A 26,727-nucleotide genomic window follows, 5' to 3' on the forward strand; every position below is an offset into this window, starting at 1 on the left:
CGTTTCCAATACCTCCCTTCATCGGGATGTATGAACACACTGTAACCTTATTATGTGAATTTGTCCATTTGAAAATGTGAAAAAGTACTATTCGAATAGCGAATATAGCTTAGGTAAAAGTACCGTAATCGATTGGAAAACCACGGATTAGAGGAAGAAAGAAAAATTTCCTATGAAAAAACGCTCATATGCGTGTTGCGCGTCTTATGCGCGGCATAAGTGATTGTTGGCCGTGTTGGGGCCAACTTGGTTACGCTCTTTCCCGATTGAGGAGGGGGCGAAGGCGATCTAGTTAGAAAAATCAATACGATTATGCGTCAACAATATTTCAGCGGCATGCTGTGGTATCTGCAAGCATGGCCGCCGCGCATCGAGAGTCCACGATCAGATAATTGGTGAACTGACGTCGCAGGATGGCTCTCAATGTGGGAGCTTTGGCAACTCCCGCCACTACGCACATTGAGCATGCCGCTGAGGCCAGAGCGGCCAGGGGGATGGAGACCACTCGTTTGTTGAATTCTTCCACTTCGTTGCCGTTTGCATCGATGATACGGGCATTAAGGTGGCCGACGCCTCCTTGAGCCTGATACAGGTGTTGTTCCTGTTCGGAAATATATCCGGCTTGGTTCAGAGAGGAATGCGGGTCGTCAAGTGTTCCGACGCCATAGACCATGACGTCTGATGATGCCGCCTTGTCAAGTACGTTGTGGATCTGCACGGTGGAGATGAGTTGGTCGCGTACCCCGCCGGTGATTACGACTGCCGGAGCGTTAATGTACTCGTAAGTGCCATGCAGGGCTTTGGACATACGGCGGGCAAGGTCGGGACCATCAAGTTCAGGCTGCATGCCACCTATGGCTCCGACCATGGTGGTGACGTGGATATTTTCCAAGTTGTTGTCCGGCATTTCGTTGACGATTTCCGCTATGGCTCGTCCCCAGGTCATGGAAAGAGACATTCCGGGATGCAGAATTTCGACAAGCTTGACTGCCGCTACATGTCCCACGGCTTTCAACGTGTCCTGTTCCGAATCCATGGCGGGAACAACCACTACATGTTCAATCCCGAATGTGCTTCGGATTTCTTCGGCAAGTTCCGTTTCTTGCAGTAGTGGAGGGTTGACGGTGATCGTGAGAATGCCATGCTTTTGTGCATCATTGAGCATTCGGGAGATGGAAGTGCGCGAAACTCCGAGACGACGAGCTATTTCGTTCTGATTGAGATGATCCTCGTAGTACATTTTCGCCACGGAATACAGGCGGTTCAACTGTGCGCTCTTCATCCGAACAAGTATATCAACGGCGGGTTGTCTGGTGGGGTCGAAGACGTTGGTTTTCTTGGGTTTTTGACTGATGATTCGGGGTTGGCGTCCGGTGATGCTTGCCATGATCTCCTCCTTTTCGAGTATTCTGCGGCAGTCGCCCCCCCCCCTATGACACGACAGGGAGCTGGGTGGATATCATGCGGCGAGTCGGGTGCAAAACAACGGTTTTGCCTGCTGTTTTGCACATTTGTGCATTGTCTAATTGACATATAACCATACCAGCGATATTCTTCAAATAGCACAAACGTGCAAATCAAAATTCACATATTCACAAAGGAGTGTTCATGGGACGTGTACAGACAGTGCTGGGAGATATTGACGTTAAGGATATGGGCTATACGATGCCGCATGAGCATATCCTCACTTGTCCGCAGGGGCATGGATCCAAGGTGGAGGAGGATCACCTTCTCAATTCCTACTCCAAGGCCGTGGCGATGCTGCGCGAGTACAAGGCTGACGGTGGCGGTACTCTGGTCGAAGCCACGCCGAAGACTTGGGGTCGAGATGCAGTTGGCATGAAATATGCTTCGGAGGCCACCGGGGTCAATGTTGTGGCCTGCACGGGCTATATCTGTCAGGAACACGGTATGCCTGACGATCTCGGGGACTGGGACATTGAACGTGTGGTCGATGAGATGGTAAAGGATATCACCGTCGGTATGGATGGTACCGATATCAAGGCTGGTTGGATCAAGTGTGGCACTGCTTACCTGCATATCACTCCCGGCGAGGAAAAGGTGATTCGTGCTGCCTGCCGTGCTGCCAAGAAAACCGGGGTTTCGGTTCACGCCCATACCACCATCGGTACCATGGGACTGGAGATCCTGAAGATCGTGCAGGACGAGGATTTCGACACTTCACGCTTTGCCGTGGCTCACGTCGATCGTAATCCGGATCTGTGGTACCACCGCAAGATGCTGGAGACCGGCTGCTCGCTGATTTACGATGGCCCCGGCAAGGCCAAGTACTATCCGGATTCGATGCGTGTGGATCTGCTGAAGCATCTTGTCGATGAAGGCTATGCTTCCAAGTTGATGATGTGCAACGACATGGGGCGTCGCTCCCACCACAAGGTGTACGGTTTCGGCCCTGGTTTCAACTACATCAAGGATGTGTTCCTGCCGCGTCTGATCGACGAAGGTTTCGATGAGCAGACGGTGCACGACTTCATGTACGCCAATCCCCAGAAGTTCTACGAGATGCGAGATCCGGAATGAGTGGGAAACTGCTTCAGCTAGCGCTTGACATCGACGATACCGCCGTCGCCCTCAAGGCGGCGACGGCGGCCGCCGATGCGGTGGATATCATCGAAGATGGTACGGTATTGTGCTTGGCTCAGGGTCTGGGTTCGGCGCGAGAGCTCCGTGCTGTGTTCCCGGACAAAGATCTTCTGACCGATATTCGGATTGCTCGTGCTGGCGGCAAATTTGCCCGGATGTGTTTCAAAGCGGGAGCGGACCGTGTGTCGGTGGTCGGAGAAAGTGGCCTCGACGTAGTGACATCAGCCTGCGAAGTCGCTGAGGAATTCGGTGGCGGCGTGGAGGTGGAACTCTACGACGGGTGGTCGGATGAAGAAATTCATTCGTTCATCGAAGCCGGAGCTCAAGTGTTTATCGTTCACCGCAACCGTTGCGATGAAGCGGAGAACGAAGACGTTCGAACACAACTGAATCGCCTGCATGCATTGGTTTCGGATTCCGGAGTGAAGGTTACACTTGCCGGGGGGCTGAATCGTGAGACTCTGCGGCTGTTTGATGGATGCCCATTCGACATCGCCGTGGTGGGCAGCGCCATTACCAAGGCAGACGATCCGCTTGCAGCGGCTCGGGAAATCAGGGATGTTCTGAATTCCATGAAGTAATCTCGCCGTCGATCTGATGACGAAAGCAATGAAGCTGTCTGATGCAGACAGGGTAAATACAAAAAGTAAGGAACGACAATGGTGTCATATGATGTAACGTCTATCGGTGAGGGCGGGATTAGGCTGTCTTCTCCACTGGGACATAGGATTCAGCGAGCAAGAACTTTCGGTATCCAGATTGCCGGCACAGAGGCGAATGTGCTGTGTGCCCTCGGATGTCTGAATTGGAATACCTCTTGGTTCTCCGCATTGCCGGATTCCGCGCTGGGCCGTCGCGTTGAATTCCAGTACAAAGGGTTCGGTGTTGACCTTAGCCATGTCAAGCGCGTACCGGGGGCGCGAATCGGTACCTATTATGTGGAATATTCCAAGCCGCCGCTGCCGACTAAGGTGATGTTCGACCGAGCGAATACGGCATTCTGCAACATGACGGTGGATGATATCGATTGGGATGCCCTGCTTGATACCCGCTTGCTGTTGCTGTCTGGCCTGACTCTGCCGCTGTCTCCGACCGTTCGCAAGATCTTGGAAGTGGCCAACGAGAAGGCCCATGCCGCGGGCGTGCCTGTTGCCTTCGACGTGAATTACCGTCATAACCTGTGGGAGGTTGAAGAGGCCGCCAAGGTGGTGCGACCGTTCATCGAGCAGGCAGATATCCTGTTCTGCAAGCGAGATGATGTCAATCTGCTAGTTAAGACGGTAGCTGATGAGGATGAGGGACTGGAAGCTCTTCGAGAGATTTCCCAGGCTTCATGGATTGTGATGTCCAACGGCGCCAAGGGAGCCGAAGGCCTGATTGATGGCAAGCGTATGCATGAGGATGCTGCTCCGGTGGAGATCCTAGATCGTCTCGGTGCAGGTGACGGCCTTGCGGCAGGTGTACTGCATTCGTGGCTGAACGGCAACGCGGAGGACTGCCTGAAGTATGGTGTCAACGTGGCAGGACTGGCTCTGAGCCATTATGGTGAGCAGGTGACCATCACCGTTGATGAACTGGACTCTCTGGTTAAGAATCCTCATTCCTCTTTGGAGCGATGATCTGTTACTGATCAGGTATTGACAATAACATAAGACGTTTTCTGTGATCGGTTATTGCAGGGCCGAACGGTTTTCCATGGCCGTCCGGCCCTGTTTTTTGCCGCGTGGAAGCGGCGGAATGAAAGGTAATCATGCAATCGATATCTTTAGGTATTTATGAAAAAGCACTGACACCTACTGCAAGTTGGAAGGAACGGTTCTCTCAGGTCCATGATCTGGGGTTTGACTTCATGGACATCTCCATTGATGAGAGTGACGAAAGATTGTCTCGTTTGTCCATGGATATGGATTTCGTTCGCGAGATCGGAGCTGAAGCGAAGAGAAGCGGGGTGATGATCGGAGGAGTATGTCTCTCGGCGCATCGTCGATATGCTTTGGGGTCCCCTGATTCGGAAAAGGAGGAAAAGGGGCGCGAAATTTTATTCCGATCTATCGATTTTGCTAAGGCAGTTGGTTCTTCCTTAGTTCAGCTGGCAGGATACTACACGTTCTATGAACCGCATGATCACGGATGCCGTGAGCGATTCCTGAAGAATCTGAGAGATGGCGTGCAATACGCAGCACAGCAAGGTGTGATGCTGGGAATCGAGAACGTGGACGGTGAGGACATTACTGATCTTCATGAGTTGAACAGAATCCTGAAGGAAGTCAGCTCTCCATGGTTGCAAGCTTATCCGGATGTGGGCAATTCAGCGTTCAATTTCCGTGATGTGCGTGACGATTTACAGGCCGTTAAAGGACACGTCGCTGCGATTCATGTTAAAGATGTGCTTCCCGGCAAGCCTCGTAAAGTTCCATTTGGCCAAGGGATTGCTGATTTTGGAGCGGCTTTCATGGAACTGAAGGCTCAGCGGTGGTCCGGTCGAATGATGATTGAGATGTGGAATGAGGATACTGATGCTGATCGCGAATGTCGTATAGCCAAAGAGTTCATTGAGGCGAAGTTACGTACCTATGGTCTCTGGGAGTAAAAACAAGGTGGGGCCGGATCCGTGCCCATGTTCGGGTATTGGATCGGACCCCACCTTCTGAGCAAATAATGGTCAGTCGCGATCCTCGCCGGCGGCGACGGTGCGGGCGATGATGCCGGCGAACTCATCCCACAGCGGTTCGGGCACTTCGTGCGCCATGCCGGAGTAGAGATGCAGCTCGCCGCCGAGCAGATCGGCGATATACTCGCCGGCCTTGGGGCTGAAGAACGGGTCCTTTCGGCCGTGGATCACGGCGGTCGGCTTGTCGAATGCGGCCAGCTTGTCCTGATCGATGCGGAAATCCGCGATGGCGGCGTTCTGTCGTCGCCAGCCGTCCGGGCGATAGCAGCGATCGTAGGTGATGCCACCCAGTTCGCGCGCCCAATCCTCGTTGAACACATAGGCCGATCCCACATGGCATGCGCGCTCGCGCGAGACGAACATGTCAATGGCCTCATCGCGGGTCTCGGCATAATCCAGTCCCTCGGAGGACCCCGATTCCGCGGATTCCGGAGAGGCCATCCACTGTGCCGCATATTCCGGAACCGTGAACATGATGATCGCGGACTTCACCCGATCCGCATAGTCGGTGATGACCTGCTGCGTGATCATGCCGCCCATCGATTCGCCCATGACGTGGAACTGCTCCGCACCGGCATCCGAGGCCACGGCGGCGACGTCAGCCGCCATATCCGCCAGGGAATAGCATTTGCCGGTCTGTTCGGGAGCGCCGAGCTGGCTGGAAAGGCCGACGTCTCGGTTGTCCATGAGAATCGTGCGGATTCCCTGTTCGTTGAGCTTGCGGACGAAGCCCATTTCCCAGCCGACCAGCTGAGCGGTGTATCCCTCGATCATGAGCAGGGTGGGGCCGTCGGACGGACCGTATTCCTCGTAGTACAGGGAGACGTCGCCGTTGTGTGCGTATGGCATGGTGTTTGCCTTTCTTTTCTGATGATGGTGGTTTTGCAGAGGTGAAGGAGGGTTTTGCTAGTGTGCCGTCACTTGATCGCCTTGATGAGGAAGGCGAACACGCCGCCGAGCAGGGCCGTGACGATGCCGAAGACGAACACCGAGGCGTAGGTGCCGGTGGCGTTGATCAGCATGGAGGCGAACAGCGGTGCGACCGCCGCCGGAACGGAAGTGGCGATGGCGAGAATGCCGAGATCGCGGCCTTCGTCCTGCTTACTGGGCAGGACCAGCGACATCACGGCGATATCGACGGCGAAGTAGACGCCGGATGCCGCGCCGCTGACGCCGGCGAAGATCAGGATCGCGGGCCAGCTGGGAGAGACCAGCGGAATGATGAAGGCGATCATGTACACGATGGACGACAGTGCCACCACCAGCTTGCGGCGGTTGAGCATATCAGCCACCTTGCCGAAGACGATGATTGCGATGATCTGCGAAACGGTGGAGATGGTTGACATCGTGGCCACGCCGGCTGCGACATTGCCTCCGGGTACGTTCTGGGTTCCGACGAAATCGCTGAGGATGAAGTACGTGAAGTTCGAGATGCCGAAGAACGCGAAGAAAAACGAGAAGCGGGAGAGGAACGCCATCGTGAAATCGCGGTGCAGGAACGCGGAGAAGAAGTGTCCGATGCCGGAGATGGAGAAGCTCACTCGCTTGGCGGCCTGCGGTCGTGGCATGTCAACCGATGAGGTGTCCGGCACGAGGAAGCAGAACAGCAGCGTGATGATGACGATGAATGCGCCGACGACGGCGTAGCCGCCGAGCTGGCTGGTGCGGGATGCGATGTTGACGAAGATCAAAATGCCGAACGGCAGTCCCAGACCGGTGACGGATGAGGCCACGCCGCGGTGTTCCTCGGGAATGCGGTCGGGGATGACGGCGTAGATCACGCCCTGGTACCAGTTGGCGAAGAACCAGACGACGCCCGCCATGAGGATGACCAGCGGAATGGTGTTGGCGATACCCATCACCACGCAGGCGATGGCCGTGCCGATGGCGGAGAACAGCAGCCACGGGGCGCGGCGGCCGATGCGGGTGCGTGTGCGGTCGGAGATCGCGGCGCCGATGGGCAGGATGATCGTGCCGATCACCGATTCGACCAATGAGGCCATGGCGGTGTCATGCACTTTGTTGGTCGGGTCGATGGCAGTGATCTGGGCGGGTAACAGCACCTGATTGATGGCCTGATATACGCCGTACAGCGCAATGATCGAGGGAAGCAGCAATGTCAGGATTCGGATGACGCTCGGCTGGGTTCGGGTGACGCCCGATGCCGGGGTGGCTTCGGCCATGATGATCTCCTTTGGTCAGTGGAAACCGAATGATGCACACGATCGACCGTCTCTTCCGCATCTCTTGGCGGCCCATGCTCTCGCTTCCTCCATGAAACGAGTTACTGAATCGAGTTAGTAAATCGTGTTAGTAAGGAATTCTATACTGGTCTGAGGTTTTGTCAACACGGCGTGAGTCGTCTGTCGGAAAGGTGCGTATGGCATTCGGCAAGAAGGTCAAAAGTCAGGATGTGGCCGATCTGGCCGGAGTCTCCCGTACCACTGTCAGCTTGGTGATGAATGGTCGGGACGACTCCATTCCCGAGAAAACTCGGCACAAAGTGCTCGATGCCGCCAATGAATTGGGATTCGTGCCATCCGCGGTGGCCCGGCAGCTCAGGCGTGGCCGGAGTCGTATCGTACTGTGCTTGGCTCCGGGATGGATGCCGTCCGGTCGTGCGGATGAACTCTGGGGCGGATTGAGCCGGCAGCTGGATGAGAAAGGATTCACCTGTGTGTTCTCTCGTTCCGCCGGCTCGACCACTTCGCTGCGGCAACTGCTGTCGGAGCTGAATCCCGGCGTGGTCGCACCGTTTTTCCCGTTGCAATCGAACGATCTGCGTTTGTTGGATCGATTGAACATCCCGGTGGCGGAAGTGTATATGTCACGGTCGGGCAACGATCTCGACACTCCATGGCGTCGCTTCCAGCATGACGTCGGGGTGACTCAGGCGGCCTATCTGCTGGAATCCGGGGTAACGCGCATTGCCTATCTGGGTACGTCCGACCATCTTGGAGCCGATATCTCCGCCGACCGACTGCTGGGTGCCCGGGAAACGGTCGAAGCGGCCGGGCTGAGCCTGACCGCCTGTGAATCCGTTGATCTGAGTGAAGTCGCGCTGAAAGCGGCCATCGAACGCATGCGTGATCTGGATGTTGAAGCGGTGTGCGCCTTCAACGATGATTATGCGGCCGCCTTACTTGGTGCCGCGAAATCGGCTGGCATCGAGGTGCCCAGGCAGATGCGGGTGATCGGTGTCGATGATCTGTACCTTGGCCGGTATCTCAGTCCTTCGCTGACCAGCGTGAATTATCGGAATAATTTCGCCGACATCTATACGCCACAGATCGTCGCCGCCTATGAAGGCCGAACCGCCGAAGTCGATCCGGATCTCGGCCTCGATCTCTGGGTCGTCCGTCGCGAATCCGCCTAAGGCTCTAGCAGCAGGAACTGAGCTGACGTCGTTTCCTTCCTTCTCCCATAATGCATGGCCACGGTCTTCGGATCGTGGCCATTTCGTTTGCATCCCGAAGCGCATGCCACTTTTTTACGTTAAAAAGTGGCATAGTGATACACTTTTTTACGTTAAAAAGTGGCAAAGATCCCTCTCGGAGGTCTCATGAAGCGCAAAATCGACGGGGTATTAGACCATTGGGCGTCTAAGAAGTCTTCGGCTCCATTGCTTCTTCGCGGTGCTCGACGGGTTGGCAAGACCTACAGCATCAAACAGCTGGGGGCCAGAAGATTCGGTGAGGAGAATTTTGCATACTGTGATTTCCAAACCGATCTTGCACAGCTTTCGGCCATGTTCAGCAACACGGCAGACATCGAAGGGATCGTGGCGGATCTTTCCGCATACCTAGGTAAGCCCATTCGTCGGGAGACAACGCTGATTGCATTCGATGAGATTCAACTCTGCGAATCGGCTCTAAATTCACTGCGCTTCTTCGCATCCAGTGGTTATCGGGTCATTGCATCCGGATCTCAGCTCGGAGTGACATTGCGTAATCGCACGTTGCCATTTCCCAGTGACGTGCATCAGGTGGTCCTTCATCCACTGGATTTCGAGGAATGGCTGTGGGCCTCCGGTAATCAGCGGCTTACCGAGGAGATTCGGAGTCATTTCAATTCTCGGACATCCTTCAGCCTCCACGAAATGGCGATGGACCAATATCGTCGCTATGTAGTTACCGGAGGACTTCCCGCAGTGGTCAATACGTATTGCAAGACCGGTGATTTTGCGGATGTGCGTACCGCGCAGGTGGATATTGATAGTACGTATACTGCCGATATTGCGTTGTATGCGCCTGAGGAGACCGTAGTCGCTACTCAGGCTGTATGGCAAAGCATCCCCAAGCAGTTGGCACGCGAGACTACGCGCAAGTTCAAGTATGCGGATGTGAGAAAAGGCGGACGTGAACGGCAGTATCGTCTTCCGCTGGCATGGTTGGAAGCTGCGGGTCTGATCGTGCTTAATGAACAGACCAACGATATGTCTGCACCTTTGGAAGCCAGAGGATGTGGTTCGTTCTTCAAGGTGTATATGACCGATACGGGTCTGTTGTTCAGCCGATACGCGCTGAATGCTTCTGCCTGGCTGTCCGATGATATGAGGGCGCAGCTGTCTGCCCGATTCCGAGGTGCTTTGGCGGAAAACTATGTGATGCAGGCGCTGGCTTCTAACGAGGTTCCGACCTATTACTGGACTTCAGGTGAAGGCCGACAGTACGAGATCGAATTCATCGCTCAGACTGGTATGGGGCGAGTGGTGCCCATCGAGGTTAAATCCGGGGATAACGTGCGAGCTACCAGTCTGGGTCGTTTTATGCAAAAGGCGGATGCTCCGTATGCCATACGAATCTCGGCAAAGAATTTCGGTTTCGACAACAATACATTCAGCGTTCCGCTATATGCTGCGTTTTGCATTACCGCTGATGTTCTGTGACACGGGGTACTCATGCCATTGGGCTTCGAAGTGTTGATGTCTCAGTGTGCTACCTTCTGACGGCTTATCCCAACATCGCGGCCGGCGCTGTCGGGTGAAAGCGGTTCGCCATCGCCATTACTGCCCGCAAACGGCATTACGATAAGCGGAAACTGAGTGGCGTTATGCCATCGTCACTATACTGACGTCTGGTTTTACGCTGCGGTGGCTGAGCACGATGCGGCGGCTGAGCACGATGCGGCAGTCGAGTACGATGCGGCGGCTGAGGATGAGATAGAGGTGACGGTATGCGGACGGTGTGGCGGATCTTTGCGCGGGACGTGCTCCGTCTGCTGCGCAATCCCGTGGCCGTGGTCATCACGCTCGGCGTGGCGCTGATCCCGTCCCTGTACGCGTGGTTCAACATCCTCGCCAACTGGGATCCGTATTCCAACACCGGCAACATCCAGGTGGCGGTGGTCGATCAGGACACCGGCACCGACAACGATCTCGTCGGCCATCTCGACGCCGGCGGGCAGGTCGTCAAACAGCTCAAGGCCAATCACGAACTCGGCTGGCGATTCGTCAGCGAATCAGACGCCATGCGCGGCGTACGCTCCGGCGACTATTACGCGGCCATCGTGATCCCGAAGGATTTCAGCGCCAAACTCATTGGCACGGTCACCTCGGTTTCCGGTGACACCAGTGCGGACGGCGGCGACACCAGCGTCACCCGCCGACCGCAGATCAACTACTACGTCAACGAGAAGAAGAACGCGATCGCGCCGAAGATCACCGACACCGGCGCCACCACCATCGACCAGCAGATCAACCAGACGTTCGTCTCCACCGTCGCCTCCACCGTGGTCGGCAAGGTCAAGGAGGAGGTGAGCGAAACCCAGTCGAAGGCCGATGAAGCGCAAAACCGGCTGATCGGCCAGGTACGGCAGGCGATGGACGATCTCGACAAGGCCCGTGCCGCCATCGACACGATGAGCCGCAGCATCGACTCGGCCAACACCACGCTCGACGACGCCGACCGCTCGCTCCGGCAGCTCACCACGCAGATCTCCTCCACCCGCAGAACGCTCAGCGCCGCCAACGGCGCCCTCGGCGAGACGCGCAAGGAGTCATTGGCATTCACCGGCACGCTCGACACCACCCTGACGAACGGTGCCGGACGGCTCAGCGGCATCACGGTGTCGGCCAACACCGCGGCCGGCGGCATCGTCGGCGGATTCAACACCGTGCAGAACCGGATCGACTCGGCCGCGACCGCCCAGCAGCAGGTGATCGACCGCAATACGGCGGCGATCTCCGCCCTGCAGTCGGTTCTCGATCTGGCGAACGGCAGCACCACGATCAGTCAGACGGTCAAGGATCAGATCACCGAACAGGTCCAGCCGCAGATCGACACGCTCACTCACGCGAACGAACAGGCCCAGAAAACCCTCGACACCTTCAACCGGCAGACCGCCTCGCTCACCGCCGGCGGCATCGACGCCACCTCCAGTGGCACGAAGGCGATCGGTATCGCAACCGACGGTGGCGCGGCCGGACTGAACACCGTACGCACCGGACTGAACCGGACCATCACGCCCTCGCTGCTCGCCGGCATGGACTCGTTCTCGGCCATGACCGGCACCTTGGACGGCACGCTCGCCGGCCTTGACTCCGGCATCGGCCAGAGCCGATTGCTGGTCGCCCAACTCAAGACCACGCTCGGCCAGACCAAGACCACGCTCGGCCAGACCTCCGACGCGTTGGACGGCGTCTCCCAGGGACTGGACACCACGCGGACCGATCTCGCCGCGCTCAACTCCGGCAAGATCTGGAACGAACTGGGCGAGCACTTCGACTTCGACGCCAAGGCCGTGGGCGACTTCATGGCCTCGCCGGTGACCCTCACCACGAAAACCGTGTATCCGGTGGCCAACTACGGCTCGGCGGTCACCCCCTTCTACACGAATCTGGCCTTGTGGGTCGGTGGATTCGTGCTCATCGCCATCTTCAAACTCGAAGTCGATCGCGACGACCTCCACGGTCACGAATTCAATGCGATCCAAGGGTATTTGGGCCGGTGGCTGCTGCTCGTCACCGTCGGCCTCATGCAGGCGGTGATCTGCACGGTCGGCGATCTGGTCCTCGGCATCCAATGCGACCACCCCCTGCTGTTCGTGCTCGCCGGCTGCTGGATCTCCTTCGTCTACGTCAACGTCATCTACGCGCTCGCCGCCGCGTTCAAGCACATCGGCAAGGCGGTGGCGGTGATCCTCGTGATCATGCAGATCCCCGGCTCCTCCGGCATGTATCCGATCGAAATGATGCCCGACTTCTTCCGTCGTCTCTACCCGTTCCTGCCGTTCACCTACGGCATCAACGCGATGCGCGAAACCATCGGCGGCATGTACTCCGGCCACTACTGGTCCGATCTGCGCTTCCTGCTGTGGTTCCTCCTCGCCGCACTGTTCATCGGTCTCGTGGCCCGACAGTATCTGCTCAACCTCAACGCGCTGTTCGATCGCCGGCTCGGCGCCACCGACCTCATGGTGAGCGAACGGAACAACCTCACCAACGAACGGTTCAAGCTGGTCTCCGTGATCAAGCTGCTTATGGGCGTGCCCGAATACCGGCAGCGCATTCGTCATCAGGCGCAGCGGTTCTTCCGCTGGTACCCGCTGCTCATCAACGCCGGTCTGGTGGCGATCGCGGTGATCCCGATGGTGTTCCTTGTGCTGATGTTCAGCGTGGAGTCGAAGATCGTGATGCTCACCGCGTGGATCACCTCGATCATCCTGATCGACGTGTACCTGATCGTGGTGGAGTACATGGCGGAAAGCGCGAGCAGGCAGCTGGGCATGAGCGTGATGAAGCCGGAGGAGTTCCGCAGCGTGATCGTGGATCGGCTCACCCGGCACCACCGGTTCGGCTCGCACGGCGGCATGCATGGTGGAGAGCACACGCACGGCGGGGAGCACACCCACACTCCCCATACCACCCACACCCACACCGGAAAGGGCGGTGACCGCTGATGCGCAACATCTGGCACATCTTCGCCCGCGACGTGCGTCATGCCGCCGGCAACGTGATCGGCGTGATCGTGGTGATCGGTCTAGTCATCGTGCCGGCCCTGTACGCGTGGTTCAACATCGCGGCCAGCTGGGATCCGTACAGCAACACCTCCGAACTCAAGGTGGCCGTGGCCAGCGAGGACGAAGGCTACAAATCCGATCTGATCCCCGTGAGGATCAACGTGGGGGAGACCGTCACCAACACCCTGCGCGCCAACGATCAGCTCGATTGGCAGTTCGTGAACGCGGACGAGGCCGTGGACGGCGTGAAATCCGGCGACTACTACGCGGCCATCGTGATCCCGAAACGCTTCTCGGCCGACATGATGACCCTGTTCTCGCCCGAGGTGAAGCACGCGAAACTGCTGTACTACACCAACGAGAAGATCAACGCCATCGCCCCGCACGTCACCGGCACGGGCGCGACCACCATCACCACGCAGATCGACAGCACCTTCGCCAAAACCGTCGGGCAGGTGGAGCTCGACCTGATGGGGAACCTGTTCACCTACATGCAGGGCGACGAGATGAAGACGTACGTCGCCAACGCCACGAAGCACATCGGGTCGATGGCCGATCAGCTGAACGTCGCGGCGAACCAGACCAAGGCGTATTCGGCGCTGCTGGGGTCGACGTCCGATCTGATCGCTTCCACCGACGGTCTGCTCGCCAACTCGGGCAAGAGCGTCGACGGGGCGAAGCGCAGCCTCGATCAGGCGAAGCAGGGCATCGACTCGCTGGACGGTGCCCTCAGCGGCACGGCGGACACGCTGAACGAGGCGCTCGCCCGAAGCGAGCGAAGCTATGACGAGGTCAGCCGTCAGGTGGACTCCTCCTTCGACGCGATCGGCCGCCAGTCCGATACGGCCGGCGGGCAGCTGACCTCCCTTGCCGGCAAGGTGAAGGATTCCGCCGTCGCATACGAATCGCTGTCGGCCAGTCTGGCGCAGGTGCAGCGGCAGACCACGGATCAGAGCGTAAAGGACATGCTCGGCCGCGGCATCGATCTCATCAACCGGGCCGGCAGATCGCAGCGGACGCTCGCCGACGACCTGAGCCGCGCCTCGAAGTCCCTGAACGGTACCACCGCGACCGTCAACGCCAAACGGGCCGATCTCAAGCGGCAGATCGCCGACGCCAAGGCCACGGTTACCAAGGCCCGCAACACCTACGAATCCGGTCTGAAACCCAAGCTGACCGCATTGGCCGACTCCATCGCCGACGTGGGATCGCAGTCCCGTACGGTGGTCGACAGTCTGAGCGACACCATGGATTCGCTCGACGGGGTCTCCGGCGGGGCGGTGGATTCGATCGGCCGGATCCGGTCGATCCTCGACGACTCCACCGGCCGGATGACCACGGCCGCGAACCGTCTGCACGATCTGGGCAACGGGATCACCGCGGCATACAACAACGGCTCGCCCAAGGAGCTCGCGCAGCTGCAGCGGTTCTCGAACGCCGACGCCGATACGCTGGCCACGCTGCTCAGCTCGCCGGTGGAGCTCAACCGCATGCCGGTGTACCACATCGAGAACTACGGTTCCGCGATGGCCCCGTTCTATACGATCCTGTCGATCTGGGTGGGGGCGATCGTGCTGGTGGCCATGATGAAGGTGCAGCTGTCCGACAAGGCCAAGGCCGAACTGGGTGCAATGCCGACAAACCGGTTGGGAATCGGTCGCGGGCACGGCGGTCTGCGGCTGCACGAAGAGTATTTCGGTCGCTACCTGTTCTTCCTGATGCTCGCCCTGTGCCAGGGTCTGCTGGTGGGGCTCGGCGACCTGTACTATCTGCGGATTCAGGTGCAGAGCGCGTGGCGGTTCGTGCTGGTGTGTCTGGTGGCGGCCGTGGTGTTCTCGAACATCACCTACACGCTCACCCTCTCGTTCGGCGACATCGGCAAGGCCGTAGCCGTGGTGCTGCTGGTCATGCAGGTGGCCGGCTCCGGCGGCACCTTCCCGATGGAGGTGCTGCCCGCCCCGTTCAAGGCGCTGTATCCGTTCCTGCTGTTCCCGCACGGCATCGCGGCCATGCACGCGGCGATCGCCGGATCGTACGGCAACGAATACTGGGTGGAGCTGTTCCTGCTCGCGGTGTTCCTCGTGCCGTCGCTGCTGCTCGGGCTGGTGCTGCGCAAGCCGGTGATCCGCCTCAACAACTGGATCATCCGCAATCTCGAAAGCACCAAGCTGATGTGACGGCTGCCGCTTCGGTCCGGTCGGGCCCGGCTCGGCTTGCGGAACGATCTGGCTTGCGGACCGGTCCAGTTTGCGGAACGGCCCGGCTTGCGGCTCAGGCGGTTGACCCCGGCGTGGCGTAGGCTCGGTCGCATGGAAGTGAAGCTGATCGACGAAGCCATGTACGCCGAAACGATGAAGGCCACGGTGCGGCCGACGCTGGCCAAATGCCGTGCCGAAGGCTGGCTGGCCCCCTCGCGGGCCGACCGTCTGGCGAAACTGCGCCATCCCGGTCTGCTGCACTACGTGTGCTACGACGCCTCTCGGTTCGACTCACTGGACGTGGCCGGTGCGGCCGGCGAATTCCGCGGGGCCGTGGTGATCTCCCACGGATTCACCGAATTCGCCGAACGGTTCGAGGAACTGGCCTGGTATCTGCTGCTCGACGGCTACAGCGTGTGCATTCTGGAGCACCGCGGACACGGATTCTCACCGCGCGACGTGAGCGACGAAAGCCTCGTCTGGATCGACGACTGGCATCGGTACGTCGATGATCTGGCCAAGTTCTGCTCCCTGATCGGCAAACGATACGCCAAGGACGCGCCGCTGTACCTCTACGGGCATTCGATGGGCGGCGGTGTGGCGGCCGCGCTGCTGCAGGAGCATCCCACGCTGATCGACAAGGCCGTGCTTTCCGCGCCGATGATCGCGCCGAAGACCGGCATGCCGCTGTGGTTCGCCCCCATGGTGACCGAAACCGCGTGCGCGATCGGACTGAGCCGGCACATCGCCCCCACGCAGCAGCGGTTCAGTGAGGAATTCGACGCCGATTTCTACGAAGGACTGAGTCTTGAGCGCGCCCGCTGGGTGCATGAGCTGCGCAGGGAGCATGTGGAATACCACACCAACGCGGCCACCTTCGGCTGGGTGAATCAGGGACTGCGCATGAGCCGCGCCCTGCTCAGGCCCGAGGCGTGTGAGCGGATCGAGACGCCGATTCTGGCGTTCCAGGCCGAACAGGACCGGTATGTGCTGCTCAAGCCGCAGGACCGGTTCATCCGTCAGGTGCAGGAGGGCGGTTGCCCGGCGACGCTGGTGAAGCTCGAAGGCTCCCACCATGAGATGACCACCGAACGCAACGAGGTGATGGAGCGGTACATCGGCCGGATGCTCGAATTTCTGCGTACGCCGATCATCGAGGAGTGATTGCCCCCGCCGAGGAGTGAAGCCCCATCGGGCGGCCATCGCGTCGTCGGTCGACCACCGTCCCGCCGCAGTCCCCGCCGGCAAGTGTGACGAACCGAACAGGATCGGCCCACGCCGGCAGGGGAGTCCCTATTTATAGTGGATTTATGGATAACGAACAGTACACGGCGCCTGCCCGGCGCTTCCCGGAGCTGCCGGTCGGCAAGCAGTCCGGCGAAGTGCCCGGCCATTTCGGAGACCCGCTCACCGTGGAGCATGCCCTGTGGTCTCGCGGTGGCGGCCATGCCAATCCCGGCAAGCCGATGTTCCTGCTGCTGCATGGATGGGGATCCAACGAGCAGGACATGGCCGATCTCATGAGCTACATCGCCCCCTACAACGACTATGCGTCACTGCGCGCGCCGCTGGCGCTTCCCGCGCAGTACCGCAATCCCGAGGATGACGGCGTGCGCGCCACCTGGTTCCACGACGCCGTGCCCGCCGGCGAGGACCGCGATCATGACGCCTACGCGGCCGCGGTGGCCATCGACGACTGGGTGGCGGACAACATCCCCGAAACCCGCGACGTCGTGCCCCTCGGATTCTCGCAGGGTGGCCTGCTCGCCGTGCATCTGCTGCGACTCAACCCCCGTCGGTACCGCGCGGTGGTCTGCCTTTCCGGATTCTGGGCGCAGGGTGCGGTTCCCGGCACGGCACCGGCCGACGCCGATCTGGACGAATTGCAGATCCCGGTGTTCTTCGGATTCGGCGACAAGGATCAGGTGCTGCCCCGATTCGAGCATCTGGCGATGAGCGCCTGGCTGGAGGAGCACACGTACCTCAAGTACCGCGAATACCCGAAGCTCGACCATGCGGTGAGCCTGAGCGAGTTCGACGACATCCGTCAGTGGCTCAGCGACAACAACATCACCTCGGGCATCATGTGATCGGCGCCGGCGGGTGATCGTCGATCGATGATGTGATCGTCCGCCCTACTTCACGTACTTCAGCTCCGGCTTGGGCACGAGGTTCGAGATCCCGTTCCACGCCATGTTGACGATGTACGCCGCAAGCTGCTCCTTGCTCAGCTTGCGGTGGGTGGACCAGTACTGTCCGGTGAACACCGTCATCCCCACCAGCATCTGCGCGTAGTAGGGCACGCCCTTCGCCGGGATCCGCCGTTTTTTGAACGCCTCGACCAGCAGCTCTTCCACACGGATCGAAATGTCGCCGAGCAGCGAGCTGAACGATCCGGAGGGGTCCGTGCTCGGCGAATCGCGGACCAGCACCTGGAATCCGTCGGGATTGTTCTCGATGTAGGTGAGCAGCGCCATCGCCGCCTTTTCCACGATCTGACGGGAATGGTCCTCCGGATTGGCCAAGGATGCGGTCAGTGCCTCGGTGAGCGACTGCATCTCCCGGTCCACGATCACCGCGTACAGCCCCTCCTTGCCGCCGAAATGCTCGTAGACGATCGGCTTGCTCACCTTGGCGCTCGCCGCGATCTCCTCCACGCTCACCGCGGCGAATCCCTTGGCCGCGAACAGCGAACGGGCCACGGCGATGAGCTGCTCGCGACGCTGCAGCGCGGTCATTCTCGAAGTTCCACTCATATCTGTTCAGTGTAGATCAGCCACAATCGGCCGACGGTCGTGGAAGATCGCCGCTGGTTGGTCTGATTGGTTGGTCTGATTGGTTGGTCTGGTTGATCGGTCTGATTGAGCGGTCTGATTGAGCGGTCTGGTTGGTCGGTCTGATTGGTCGGTCTGGTTGATCGGTTCGGGGTCGGTCGGCACTGAGTCAGTCGGTACCGAGTCGGATCGTGGCCGGCCGGATCGGGTCGGTCTGCTCGACCGGATCGGGGCCGGGCGGATCGGGGTCGTTCGGTGTGCCGATGGATTGTGCTGCATTTCGGCGGATTTGCGGCGTAATCCATGAGAATCCGGCTGTTTTTGATGGATTGCGTGCGATTTCGGCGAATATGCGGCGTAATCCATCACGATTGTGCCGAGCAGCATTCAAGATCATTGCAATCATGCGGTTCTTCGGGCGCGAGTGGCTCGTCTGCGATGGATTGCGCTGCATAATCGTGGTTTTGCGTCGTAATCCATCGGAAAATGGCGATTTCCGATGGATTACGCTGCATTTTGGCGGATTTGCGTTGCAGTCCATCGAAAGCGCCACCGGACTGGTGCAATGCCGTATGGCGGGGAACTGTCCCTTTCAGTGTGGGGAGGGGCTGTAGGACTGTCTCGAGAAGTGTGTAATTGACGGTTTCCCGTTTTCAGCGCACCATTCTTGTAAATATGGCGCAACAAAAATGAGCACGGGGGTGGCATCGGTAGAGAGACCCTGAGAGAATATAAGTCATGCCGATGCTCATTATCCTGTTTCTTTGGGTGGCCCTCGTGGTGGCCCTGGTCGTGTACGTGCTGATACGTGCACGTCGTGAATCCCACCGTACGGATTTCTTCTACAACATGGATCAGGATCCCGAATCGCAGCGTCGCAAACCGCGTGCCGTGAGCACCAACATCGCGTTCACCCCGTCCCGGCAGGTTCGCCGTGGATCGACCGCGCCCGAGCATGAGCACGCCACCGCCGAAACCCCGGTGTACGTGAATGACCCCTCCGTGGTGGAGGTGCGTGCGCTGGGCCGTGGCATCGACATCCCCGATCTCGACGCCGCCAAGGATCAGCCCAACGGTTCCGCCGAGGGCCGTTCCGGTCAGGCACAGGTCGGTCAGGTGCGGCCCGGTCAGGCGCGGGTAGGTCAGGCATCGGCCGAGCAGACTCCTACCGGCGAAACCAGCGAATACACCGGCGATCATGCCGGCAGACGAGTCGGCGAGCACGTCCGCAGACGGGACGACGACCGCCCCTCTGAGCTGAATCGGTAGATGGTGCTGAATCGGTAACCGGCACCGAATCGGCGATCAGATTGAGCCGGTAATCGGATTGAGTCGGTAATCGGCATTGAATCGGCGGCCGGTGACGAGTCGGCAATCGGTACTGAGTCGGCAATTGGACCGGTACTGCCGCCCACGCCACCATATTCCCATCCGTCCGGGTCCGCAGGTCTCTGATATGCCCTGATGACCCGGTATACCCTGATATGACCCGGTATGACCTGAGGGGTCGTTAGGGTTGGGGTATGGATCAAATGACGTTGATTATCGTCGGCGTGATCGCCGTCGTCGTGATCGCGGCCATCATCGCCGTGGTCGTCTCCAAGAATCGTAAGAGTGCGCAGGTGGCCGAGCCGCAGACTCGGCCCGTCGCTTCGCCGGCAGCGGCCGAGTCGGAATCGCCTGAGTCGGAATCATCCAAGGCGGAATCGGTCAAATCAGAATCGGCAGCGACCGAATCGGCCAAACCCGAATCGGTCGAATCGGAACCTGTTGAATCGGCTGAATCAGAACCGTCTGAATCAAAGCCGGCCGAAGCGGAAAAACCCGCGGCCCCCGCACAGCCTGCCAAGCCTGCTGAGCCTACCAAACCCGCTGAGCCCGCTGAGCCCGCAAAGCCGGCCAAACCCGAGTCGACGGCATCCCGCCTCGTCCGCCTCAAGGCCCGTCTCGCCAACAGCGCCAACCCCTTCGGCAAGGCCCTGTTCAACATCCTCGCGCAGGACAACATCTCCGAATCCGATTGGGAGGACGTCGAGGACACGCTGCTGCTGGCCGACGTCGGCGCCGAAGCCAGCGAACAGCTCGTCGAGGAGCTGCGCAAGGACGCCCGCATCACCGGCGAAAAGAGCCCCGAGGCCGTGCACGCGCTGCTGCGCGAGAAGCTGCTCGATCTGGTCGGCCGCGACATGGACCGCAGTCTGGTCGCCTCCCGTCCGCGTCCGGAAGACGCCGATCCCAGCGTGATCATCATGGTCGGCGTGAATGGCACCGGCAAGACCACCACCGCCGGCAAGCTGGCCCGACTGTTCGTCGCCGAAGACAAGAAGGTGGTGATGGGCGCGGCCGACACGTTCCGCGCCGCCGCCGCCGATCAGCTGGAGACCTGGGGAAGCCGCGTGGGCGTGCCGGTGATCCGCTCCGACAAGGACGGCGCCGACCCCGCATCTGTGGCCTTCGAGGCGGCGAAGGCCGCCAAGGAGCAGAACGCCGACGTGCTGATCATCGACACCGCCGGCCGACTGCAGAACAAGTCCAACCTGATGGACGAGCTGGGCAAGATCCGCCGCGTCACCGAAAAGACCCTGCCGGTCGAGGAGGTGCTGCTCGTCCTTGACGCCACCACCGGCCAGAACGGCATGACTCAGGCCAAGGTGTTCGCCGAGGTGATCGGCATCACCGGCATCGTGCTCACCAAGCTGGACGGTTCGGCCAAGGGCGGCATCGTGATCTCCGTGCAGAAGGAGCTCGGCGTGCCGGTCAAGCTGATCGGACTGGGCGAAGGCCCCGACGATCTGGCCCCGTTCGATCCCGAAAGCTTCGTGGACGGCATCCTCGACTGATCGGTTCCGTATCGGTTCCGTATTGGTTCCGTATTGTGGACGGATCGTCCCGTCCAAAAAGCCATGTTGGCCCGACGTCCATCATGCCGTTTGGCATAAGGGCGTCGGGCCGCCGTTGTTTTAGATCCGTGTAACTTTTCCTCCCCACGTTTACCTTGATGTAACACGACGAAATCGTTTGGGAAATCAGAGCGTCGTTTCATACAGTCGTTGGCTTCCCCAAGATGGAAGCCTGGAAACGAAGAAACAATTACGGACAAGAACCCCGGTCCTCGCCGGCGCCCACCCACTAAGGCGGCGGCTTCGAGGATCTGGGAACTTGAAGAGAGGGAGGTAGACATGGATACGGGCAATGCAGCATGGATGTTGACGTCGGCATCTCTGGTTTTCCTCATGACGCCTGGCGTCGCGTTTTTCTATGGTGGCATGGTTCGAGCAAAGGCAGTGCTCAACATGCTCATGCTTTCGGCCGCCGCACTGTCGGTGACCGCGGTCGTCTGGACCCTGTGGGGCTGGTCGATCGCCTACGCAGGCAACGATATCGGCGGCATCTTCGGTGACCCCGCCACCGGCTTCCTGCTGAAGGATACGATGGTCTCCACTGACGGCGTGTTCGGTTCGGCCGAGGTCGACGGCGCCGCCTACCCGCACAGCATCGACGTGGCCTTCCAGGTCACCTTCGCCATGATCACCGTGGCCCTGATCACCGGTGCCATCGCCGAGCGCGTGAAGTACAGCACCTGGATGATCTTCGTGGCCCTGTGGATCACGTTCGTCTACGCTCCTATGGCCCACATGGTGTGGAACGGCGGTCTGCTGTCTCCTGACGGCCCGATCTCCAACGCCATCGGCGCTTCCGCCCACGACTTCGCAGGTGGTACGGTCGTTCACATCAACGCCGCAGTCGCCGCCCTCGTCACCGTGCTGATCATCGGCAAGCGCAAGGGCTTCGGCACCCAGCCGTTCCGTCCTCACAACGTTCCGTTCGTCATGCTCGGCGCCTGGCTGCTGTGGTTCGGCTGGTTCGGCTTCAACGCCGGTTCCGCCTTCGCCGCCAACGGCACCGCCGGCTACGCCTGGATGAGCACCACCGCCGCCACCGGCGCCGCCATGCTCGCCTGGGGCTTCACCGAGAAGATCCGCTCCGGCCACTTCACCGCCATGGGTGCCGCTTCCGGTATCGTCGCCGGTCTGGTCGCCATCACCCCGGCCGCCGATGTGGTCTCCCCGCTGTGGGCCATGGTCCTCGGCGCCATCGCCGGCATCCTCACCTGCCTCGCCTGCAGCCTGAAGTTCAAGCTCGGCTACGACGACTCCCTTGACGTGGTCGGCGTCCACGGCGTCGGCGGCTTCACAGGCACCGTCCTCATCGGCTTCTTCGGTCAGGGCACCGGCCTGCTGGCCGGCGGCGACTGGCACCAGCTCGCCGTGCAGATCGTCATCGCGCTCGTCGCCATCCTGTACTCCGGCGTGATCACCGCGATCATCTCCTTCGCTCTGGAGAAGACCATCGGCTGGCGCGTCACCGAGGCTCAGGAAGTCGGCGGCATCGACTTGGCCGATCAGGGCGAGCGTGCTTACGATTTCGCTGGTACCGCCAGCTCCATTCTGAAGGAGGTCAAGTGAGATGAAGCTCATTACCGCAATCATCCAGCCCCATAAGCTCGACGACGTCAAGGAAGCGCTCGCCGCAGCCGGCGTGCACGGCCTGACGGTTTCCGAGGCCAACGGCTACGGCCGTCAGCGCGGCCACACCGAGGTCTACCGCGGCGCCGAATACACCGTGGACCTGATCCCGAAGATCCGCGTCGAGGTGCTGTCCGACGACGCCGACGCCGAAACCCTGGTGAACGTGATCACCCGGGCCGCCGGCACCGGCACCATCGGCGACGGCAAGATCTGGGTCGCCCCGCTGGATTCGGTCACCCGAGTCCGCACCGGCGAGACCGGCTCCGCCGCCATCTGATCCGCCCGGTTCCGATTCCATGAATCCGAACATCCGACCGGATCGATGAACTCCCGAATCCCCGCAACGACGGCAGCCCGTCGGCGGGGATTCGTCGTATGTGGGACTTGAATACTTCAACGAGAAGCGTAAGGAAACGAAGAGATGGCTTCTGCTGTGGATGGCCTCAAGGACCGCCTGCTGGCGGTGTCCCAGCCCGATGACGATGGCGTGTATCGCAACGGGGAGGCCAAGCGCGCCAAGCGCATGGAAATCGTACTGACGGCATTGCGCCAACTGTGGGACGACGCCGTCGCCGCCACGGGCAAGGAAGGCGGATCGGTACCCCCGCAGGGCGTGGGGCTTGCCGCGGTCGGCTCGCTGGCCCGGCGGCAGATCGGCCCGTGCTCGGATCTGGATCTGGTGATCATCTACGAAGGTCACGCGATGAAGGACGCCGAAGTAGCCAAACTGGCCGACAAACTGTGGTATCCGCTGTGGGATTCCGGCCTCGACCTCGACCATTCCGTCCGCACCCGTCAGCAGTGCGAATCGGTGACCGACCATGATCTGCCGGCCGCGATGGGCTGGCTGAACGTGCTGCCGGTGGCCGGCGACGTCGATCTGATCCGCCGGACCGGCGACTCGATTCTGGAACGGTGGCGCAAGGCCGCGCGCAAGCGACTGCCCGAACTCACCGACTCCGCCCGCCAGCGGTTCGATCGTTTCGGCCAGCTCGCCTACCTCAACCAGCCGGACGTCAAGGAGGCCCGCGGCGGTCTGCGCGATACGGTGCTCGTCTCCGCGCTGGCGACGTCATGGCTGGCCGATCGTCCGCACGGGCAGTACGACGACGCCGTGGAACACCTACTTGACGTGCGTGACTGCATCCATCTCGCCGCCCACAAGGACACGAACATGCTGCTGCCGGCGTATCAGGTGCCGGTCGCCAAGATGATGGGTCTGAGCGATCCGACCATTCCCGACCCCGATCAGCGCGACGGCGAATCGATCGAGAACCTGCAGACCTACCTGGCTCGGTACGGTCGTCGCATCGCCTTCGCCCTCGACTCCACCGCGTCGCGCGCCACGCATTCGCTGACCCATGAGAAGCCGAGGTTCTCGTTCTTCCAGATCATGCAGCCGCGCGGCCGTGGCCGTCGTGCCGCCCCGCGCTTCGACATCATCGCCGACGGCGTGGCCCGCCACGAGGGCGAGGCCGTGCTGGCCCCCGGCGCCGATCCGTCCAAGGACAGCAAGCTCGTGCTGAAGATCGCCGTGGCCGCCGCCGAAAACGATCTGCCGATCGCCCCCGGTACGCTGGAGAACCTCAAGCACTGCCCGATCCACGATTCGCGGTGGTATCCCGAGTCGCGCGACCGATTCGTCCGTCTGCTGGCCAGCGGGCCCTCGCTGGAGCGGACGTGGGAGGAGCTCGACTTCGCCGACATGCCGGGACGTCTGATCCCCGAATGGCTGGGCATCCGCAACCGGCCCTCCGCCTCGGCCGCCCACCGCTACACCATCGACCATCACATGGTGGAGGTGGTAACCCGTCTCGGCCGCACCTCGCCCACCGGTGAGCGGTACGACGACGCGCACTACACGGCCCTGCTGATGGCGGGAATCCTGCACGATATCGGCAAGCGGCCGCGCATCACCGACCACGCGGCGGAAAGCGCGCGCCATGTGCCGGTGATCATGAAACGCATGCTGTTCGACGACGAGATCATCCGTATGACCACGATGCTGGTGCGCGAACACCTGACCCTCTCGGACTTCGCCTCGACGCGCAGTCCCGACGACCCGCAGGCCGTGAAGGAACTGGCCGCGCGCATAGGCAACGATCCACTGATGCTCGACATGCTGTTCGACCTCACGCGGGCCGACGGCTCCTCGCTGGGCGCGACGGCCGGCGAGCAGATCACCAAGAAGTACGGCTGGAGCAAGTGGCGGGCCGCCTTGGTGGGGGCGATGTACCGGGCCGCGCGGGCGGCGTGCGTGCGGTAGTGTGCGTGCGGCGCGTCTGACGGTTGGTGTGCGGGCGTGCGTGGTGAGGTCGGTGTACGGCGTGGGTGCTGCGTACGTGCAGCGCTGGACCACCCTCAGTCAGGCTTTGCCTGACAGCTCCCGCCAGCGGGAGCCGAAATGGAGCTGCTCTTGCAGGGTTTTGGCCCCCGCTGGCGGGGGCTGGCTGCCGTAGGCAGACTGGGGGTGGTCGAACCGAGCTGGTCTCATTCCCATCTGTCTGCATCCCTACCGCATCCACACGTCGGTGCGGGCGCGCAGGCCGTTGGCCGCGCCGCGCCCGCCCATCAGCACGACGTTGAAGGCCAGCCATAGCACGGCCGTGCGGACCGGGTCGCTGGGCATCGCGGGGACGATCAACGCCACGATGGCCAGCAGGGAGGCCACGTAGACCGCGGCGGTGGCGGTGCAGGTGATCGCGAGATACCGGAAGTCGCGTGCGCCGATCAGGATGCCGTCAAGCGCCATCATCCAACCCTGTAGCGGGAAGAACAATCCCATCGTCACCATGCCCACGGCGGTGAGCAGCTGGATCGTCGGGCTGGGGGAGAAGAAGTGACCGGCGAACAGGCCGACGATGGCGAAGGCGGTGCCCAGCACTGTGCCGACCACGATGCCGGCTTTGGCTACGTCGCGGGTGAGCTGTCGGGCGCGCTCGTGGTCGCGTGCGCCGAGAGCCGCGCCCACCAGCGTCTGCCCGGCGATGCCGACCGAGTCAAGCACATTCGTGGCGAAATTCCATGACGAGTTCACCGCCTGGAATCCGGCGAGCACATGCGTGCCCATACGGGCCGCGCTTGCCACGGTCATCACCATGGCCACGCGGATCGCCAACGTGCGGATGAACAGCGGCAGTCCGTCGCCGCCGGCCGCTGCGATGCCTGCGGCGCGGGGGCGAAGGCTGGCTCCGTCGGCTCGCGCCCACATCAGCGCGGGGATGACGAGAAACAGGCCCATGAACCATTGGGCGATCATCGTGGCCGAGCCGGAACCGGTGATGCCCCAACGGAAGACCAGCACGAACAGCACTTCGAGCACGGTGTTGAGCACGGCGCCGCTGACCGCCGCGACCAGCGTGATGCGAACCTTCTGCAGGCCGCGGAAGATGCCGTTCGCCGCGTAGACGAGCAGCATGCCGGGGGCGCCCAGCACCACGGCGCGGGTGTAACGCACGGCCTGATCGAGTACCGCGCCCTCGCCGCCGAGCAGACGGCACAGCGGTTCGGCCGCCGTGAACAGGACGATGCTGAGCGTGACGCCGATCAGCAGGGCCAGCCATAGGCCGTCGATGCCGGCCTGCAGGCCTTCGCGGCGTTTGCCGGCGCCCAGCAGATGCGCCACCTGCGCGGTGGTGGAGTAGGCGAGGAAGATGCACAGGCCCACGGCGGTGAGGATGATCGTCGAGCCGATCGAAAGGCCCGCCAGCGCGGTGTCGCCGATATGCCCCACGATTGCGGTGTCGATGAGGATGAACGTGGGTTCGGCGATCAGCTGGCCGAACGTGGGGATCGCCAGCGCGGCGAGGTGTTTGGCGGTGGAGTGGTCGGTGGTTGGGGATTGGTCGGGTGCGGGTTTGTTGGGTGCGGGTTGGTTGGATGAGGGAGATTGCTTGGTGTCGGATTCGTTCGGCTTATTCATGATTGGGTATCTGTTAGGGGTGTGTGGGTGCTATTCGGGCGTTGTGCGGGCCTGAGGGCAGCGAGCATCC

General features: G+C 60.8%; 20 protein-coding genes and 1 pseudogene. 15 read left to right on the forward strand and 6 right to left on the reverse strand.

From position 1 onward, the window contains the following. Nucleotides 1-328: 328 nt before the first annotated feature. A complete protein-coding gene (locus CSQ87_RS04775) occupies nucleotides 329-1,387 on the reverse strand; it encodes a sugar-binding transcriptional regulator (protein WP_100512746.1) in 1,059 nt (352 codons plus the stop codon). Nucleotides 1,388-1,608: 221 nt separating this feature from the next. Between CSQ87_RS04775 and CSQ87_RS04780 the strand changes: the two genes are divergently transcribed. The 4 genes from CSQ87_RS04780 to CSQ87_RS04795 all read left to right on the forward strand — a co-directional run bounded on the left by CSQ87_RS04780 (nucleotide 1,609) and on the right by CSQ87_RS04795 (nucleotide 5,194). After that, complete coding sequence (locus tag CSQ87_RS04780) at nucleotides 1,609-2,541, forward strand: phosphotriesterase family protein (protein WP_100512747.1); 933 nt, start codon at nucleotides 1,609-1,611, stop codon at nucleotides 2,539-2,541. Next, entirely contained in the window at nucleotides 2,538-3,185 is a 648-nt protein-coding gene (locus tag CSQ87_RS04785; protein WP_100512748.1) for an orotidine 5'-phosphate decarboxylase / HUMPS family protein, read from the forward strand. The genes CSQ87_RS04780 and CSQ87_RS04785 overlap by 4 nt, the downstream gene beginning before the upstream one ends. 78 nt (nucleotides 3,186-3,263) lie before the next feature. After that, entirely contained in the window at nucleotides 3,264-4,223 is a 960-nt protein-coding gene (locus CSQ87_RS04790; RefSeq protein WP_100512749.1) for a sugar kinase, read from the forward strand. 131 nt (nucleotides 4,224-4,354) lie between these two features. Beyond that, on the forward strand, nucleotides 4,355-5,194 hold the full coding sequence (locus tag CSQ87_RS04795; protein ID WP_100512750.1) for an L-ribulose-5-phosphate 3-epimerase: 840 nt from the start codon (nucleotides 4,355-4,357) through the stop codon (nucleotides 5,192-5,194). Nucleotides 5,195-5,266: 72 nt separating this feature from the next. Here CSQ87_RS04795 and CSQ87_RS04800 read toward each other — a convergent pair whose 3' ends face one another. After that, nucleotides 5,267-6,124 carry an alpha/beta fold hydrolase gene (locus tag CSQ87_RS04800; RefSeq protein WP_100512751.1) on the reverse strand — a complete coding sequence of 286 codons (858 nt, stop codon included), beginning with the start codon at nucleotides 6,122-6,124 and terminating at the stop codon, nucleotides 5,267-5,269. Between the two features lie 68 nt (nucleotides 6,125-6,192). Beyond that, nucleotides 6,193-7,458 carry an MFS transporter gene (locus CSQ87_RS04805; RefSeq protein WP_100512752.1) on the reverse strand — a complete coding sequence of 422 codons (1,266 nt, stop codon included), beginning with the start codon at nucleotides 7,456-7,458 and terminating at the stop codon, nucleotides 6,193-6,195. A 197-nt stretch (nucleotides 7,459-7,655) separates the two neighbouring features. Between CSQ87_RS04805 and CSQ87_RS04810 the strand changes: the two genes are divergently transcribed. The 6 genes from CSQ87_RS04810 to CSQ87_RS04835 all read left to right on the forward strand — a co-directional run bounded on the left by CSQ87_RS04810 (nucleotide 7,656) and on the right by CSQ87_RS04835 (nucleotide 17,522). After that, the gene (locus CSQ87_RS04810; protein ID WP_100512753.1) at nucleotides 7,656-8,651 is read left to right on the forward strand and encodes a LacI family DNA-binding transcriptional regulator; all 996 of its coding nucleotides are present in this window, start codon (nucleotides 7,656-7,658) and stop codon (nucleotides 8,649-8,651) included. A 186-nt stretch (nucleotides 8,652-8,837) separates the two neighbouring features. Then, nucleotides 8,838-10,163, forward strand: coding sequence for an ATP-binding protein (locus tag CSQ87_RS04815; protein WP_100512754.1), 1,326 nt, complete (start codon nucleotides 8,838-8,840; stop codon nucleotides 10,161-10,163). A gap of 287 nt (nucleotides 10,164-10,450) precedes the next feature. Further along, nucleotides 10,451-13,174 (forward strand): YhgE/Pip domain-containing protein, encoded by a 2,724-nt coding sequence (locus CSQ87_RS04820; RefSeq protein ID WP_100512755.1) that lies wholly within the window; start codon nucleotides 10,451-10,453, stop codon nucleotides 13,172-13,174. Continuing rightward, the gene (locus tag CSQ87_RS04825) at nucleotides 13,174-15,411 is read left to right on the forward strand and encodes a YhgE/Pip domain-containing protein (RefSeq protein ID WP_100512756.1); all 2,238 of its coding nucleotides are present in this window, start codon (nucleotides 13,174-13,176) and stop codon (nucleotides 15,409-15,411) included. Before CSQ87_RS04820 ends, CSQ87_RS04825 begins: the two co-directional genes overlap by 1 nt. Before the next feature lie 132 nt (nucleotides 15,412-15,543). Then, complete coding sequence (locus CSQ87_RS04830) at nucleotides 15,544-16,596, forward strand: alpha/beta fold hydrolase (RefSeq protein ID WP_100512757.1); 1,053 nt, start codon at nucleotides 15,544-15,546, stop codon at nucleotides 16,594-16,596. Nucleotides 16,597-16,742: 146 nt separating this feature from the next. Continuing rightward, on the forward strand, nucleotides 16,743-17,522 hold the full coding sequence (locus CSQ87_RS04835) for an alpha/beta hydrolase (protein WP_100512758.1): 780 nt from the start codon (nucleotides 16,743-16,745) through the stop codon (nucleotides 17,520-17,522). A 60-nt stretch (nucleotides 17,523-17,582) separates the two neighbouring features. Here the strand turns inward: CSQ87_RS04835 and CSQ87_RS04840 are convergent. Then, nucleotides 17,583-18,170: pseudogene (locus CSQ87_RS04840) on the reverse strand (TetR/AcrR family transcriptional regulator); the annotation flags it as partial. 205 nt (nucleotides 18,171-18,375) lie between these two features. Next, on the reverse strand, nucleotides 18,376-18,747 hold the full coding sequence (locus CSQ87_RS10775) for a hypothetical protein (RefSeq protein ID WP_133122347.1): 372 nt from the start codon (nucleotides 18,745-18,747) through the stop codon (nucleotides 18,376-18,378). A 197-nt stretch (nucleotides 18,748-18,944) separates the two neighbouring features. Here CSQ87_RS10775 and CSQ87_RS04845 point away from each other — a divergent pair, with 197 nt between their 5' ends. The 5 genes from CSQ87_RS04845 (at nucleotide 18,945) to CSQ87_RS04865 (ending at nucleotide 25,001) form a co-directional block, all read left to right on the forward strand. Then, nucleotides 18,945-19,475: a hypothetical protein gene (locus CSQ87_RS04845; protein ID WP_100512760.1), complete on the forward strand. Its 531-nt coding sequence runs from the start codon at nucleotides 18,945-18,947 to the stop codon at nucleotides 19,473-19,475. 254 nt (nucleotides 19,476-19,729) lie between these two features. Beyond that, complete coding sequence (gene ftsY, locus CSQ87_RS04850; RefSeq protein WP_100512761.1) at nucleotides 19,730-21,046, forward strand: signal recognition particle-docking protein FtsY; 1,317 nt, start codon at nucleotides 19,730-19,732, stop codon at nucleotides 21,044-21,046. A 339-nt stretch (nucleotides 21,047-21,385) separates the two neighbouring features. Next, nucleotides 21,386-22,672 carry an ammonium transporter gene (locus tag CSQ87_RS04855; protein ID WP_100512762.1) on the forward strand — a complete coding sequence of 429 codons (1,287 nt, stop codon included), beginning with the start codon at nucleotides 21,386-21,388 and terminating at the stop codon, nucleotides 22,670-22,672. A 1-nt stretch (nucleotide 22,673) separates the two neighbouring features. Beyond that, complete coding sequence (locus CSQ87_RS04860; protein WP_100512763.1) at nucleotides 22,674-23,012, forward strand: P-II family nitrogen regulator; 339 nt, start codon at nucleotides 22,674-22,676, stop codon at nucleotides 23,010-23,012. A gap of 144 nt (nucleotides 23,013-23,156) precedes the next feature. Then, a complete protein-coding gene (locus CSQ87_RS04865) occupies nucleotides 23,157-25,001 on the forward strand; it encodes a bifunctional uridylyltransferase/uridylyl-removing enzyme family protein (RefSeq protein ID WP_100512764.1) in 1,845 nt (614 codons plus the stop codon). A 246-nt stretch (nucleotides 25,002-25,247) separates the two neighbouring features. Here CSQ87_RS04865 and CSQ87_RS04870 read toward each other — a convergent pair whose 3' ends face one another. Then, the gene (locus tag CSQ87_RS04870; protein WP_117434924.1) at nucleotides 25,248-26,657 is read right to left on the reverse strand and encodes an MATE family efflux transporter; all 1,410 of its coding nucleotides are present in this window, start codon (nucleotides 26,655-26,657) and stop codon (nucleotides 25,248-25,250) included. Nucleotides 26,658-26,727: the final 70 nt, after the last annotated feature.

Origin of the sequence: Bifidobacterium simiarum, from assembly GCF_002802905.1 — a bacterium.
GTDB classification, from domain to species: domain Bacteria; phylum Actinomycetota; class Actinomycetes; order Actinomycetales; family Bifidobacteriaceae; genus Galliscardovia; species Galliscardovia simiarum.

Bases quoted from the DNA above. Each gene is read 5' to 3' on its own strand.
- CSQ87_RS04775 (WP_100512746.1), bottom strand. From the start codon at position 1,387: ATGGCAAGCATCACCGGACGCCAACCCCGAATCATCAGTCAAAAACCC.
- CSQ87_RS04780 (WP_100512747.1), top strand. From the start codon at position 1,609: ATGGGACGTGTACAGACAGTGCTGGGAGATATTGACGTTAAGGATATG.
- CSQ87_RS04785 (WP_100512748.1), top strand. From the start codon at position 2,538: ATGAGTGGGAAACTGCTTCAGCTAGCGCTTGACATCGACGATACCGCC.
- CSQ87_RS04790 (WP_100512749.1), top strand. From the start codon at position 3,264: ATGGTGTCATATGATGTAACGTCTATCGGTGAGGGCGGGATTAGGCTG.
- CSQ87_RS04795 (WP_100512750.1), top strand. From the start codon at position 4,355: ATGCAATCGATATCTTTAGGTATTTATGAAAAAGCACTGACACCTACT.
- CSQ87_RS04800 (WP_100512751.1), bottom strand. From the start codon at position 6,124: ATGCCATACGCACACAACGGCGACGTCTCCCTGTACTACGAGGAATAC.
- CSQ87_RS04805 (WP_100512752.1), bottom strand. From the start codon at position 7,458: ATGGCCGAAGCCACCCCGGCATCGGGCGTCACCCGAACCCAGCCGAGC.
- CSQ87_RS04810 (WP_100512753.1), top strand. From the start codon at position 7,656: ATGGCATTCGGCAAGAAGGTCAAAAGTCAGGATGTGGCCGATCTGGCC.
- CSQ87_RS04815 (WP_100512754.1), top strand. From the start codon at position 8,838: ATGAAGCGCAAAATCGACGGGGTATTAGACCATTGGGCGTCTAAGAAG.
- CSQ87_RS04820 (WP_100512755.1), top strand. From the start codon at position 10,451: ATGCGGACGGTGTGGCGGATCTTTGCGCGGGACGTGCTCCGTCTGCTG.
- CSQ87_RS04825 (WP_100512756.1), top strand. From the start codon at position 13,174: ATGCGCAACATCTGGCACATCTTCGCCCGCGACGTGCGTCATGCCGCC.
- CSQ87_RS04830 (WP_100512757.1), top strand. From the start codon at position 15,544: ATGGAAGTGAAGCTGATCGACGAAGCCATGTACGCCGAAACGATGAAG.
- CSQ87_RS04835 (WP_100512758.1), top strand. From the start codon at position 16,743: ATGGATAACGAACAGTACACGGCGCCTGCCCGGCGCTTCCCGGAGCTG.
- CSQ87_RS10775 (WP_133122347.1), bottom strand. From the start codon at position 18,747: ATGGACTGCAACGCAAATCCGCCAAAATGCAGCGTAATCCATCGGAAA.
- CSQ87_RS04845 (WP_100512760.1), top strand. From the start codon at position 18,945: ATGCCGATGCTCATTATCCTGTTTCTTTGGGTGGCCCTCGTGGTGGCC.
- ftsY (WP_100512761.1), top strand. From the start codon at position 19,730: ATGGATCAAATGACGTTGATTATCGTCGGCGTGATCGCCGTCGTCGTG.
- CSQ87_RS04855 (WP_100512762.1), top strand. From the start codon at position 21,386: ATGGATACGGGCAATGCAGCATGGATGTTGACGTCGGCATCTCTGGTT.
- CSQ87_RS04860 (WP_100512763.1), top strand. From the start codon at position 22,674: ATGAAGCTCATTACCGCAATCATCCAGCCCCATAAGCTCGACGACGTC.
- CSQ87_RS04865 (WP_100512764.1), top strand. From the start codon at position 23,157: ATGGCTTCTGCTGTGGATGGCCTCAAGGACCGCCTGCTGGCGGTGTCC.
- CSQ87_RS04870 (WP_117434924.1), bottom strand. From the start codon at position 26,657: ATGAATAAGCCGAACGAATCCGACACCAAGCAATCTCCCTCATCCAAC.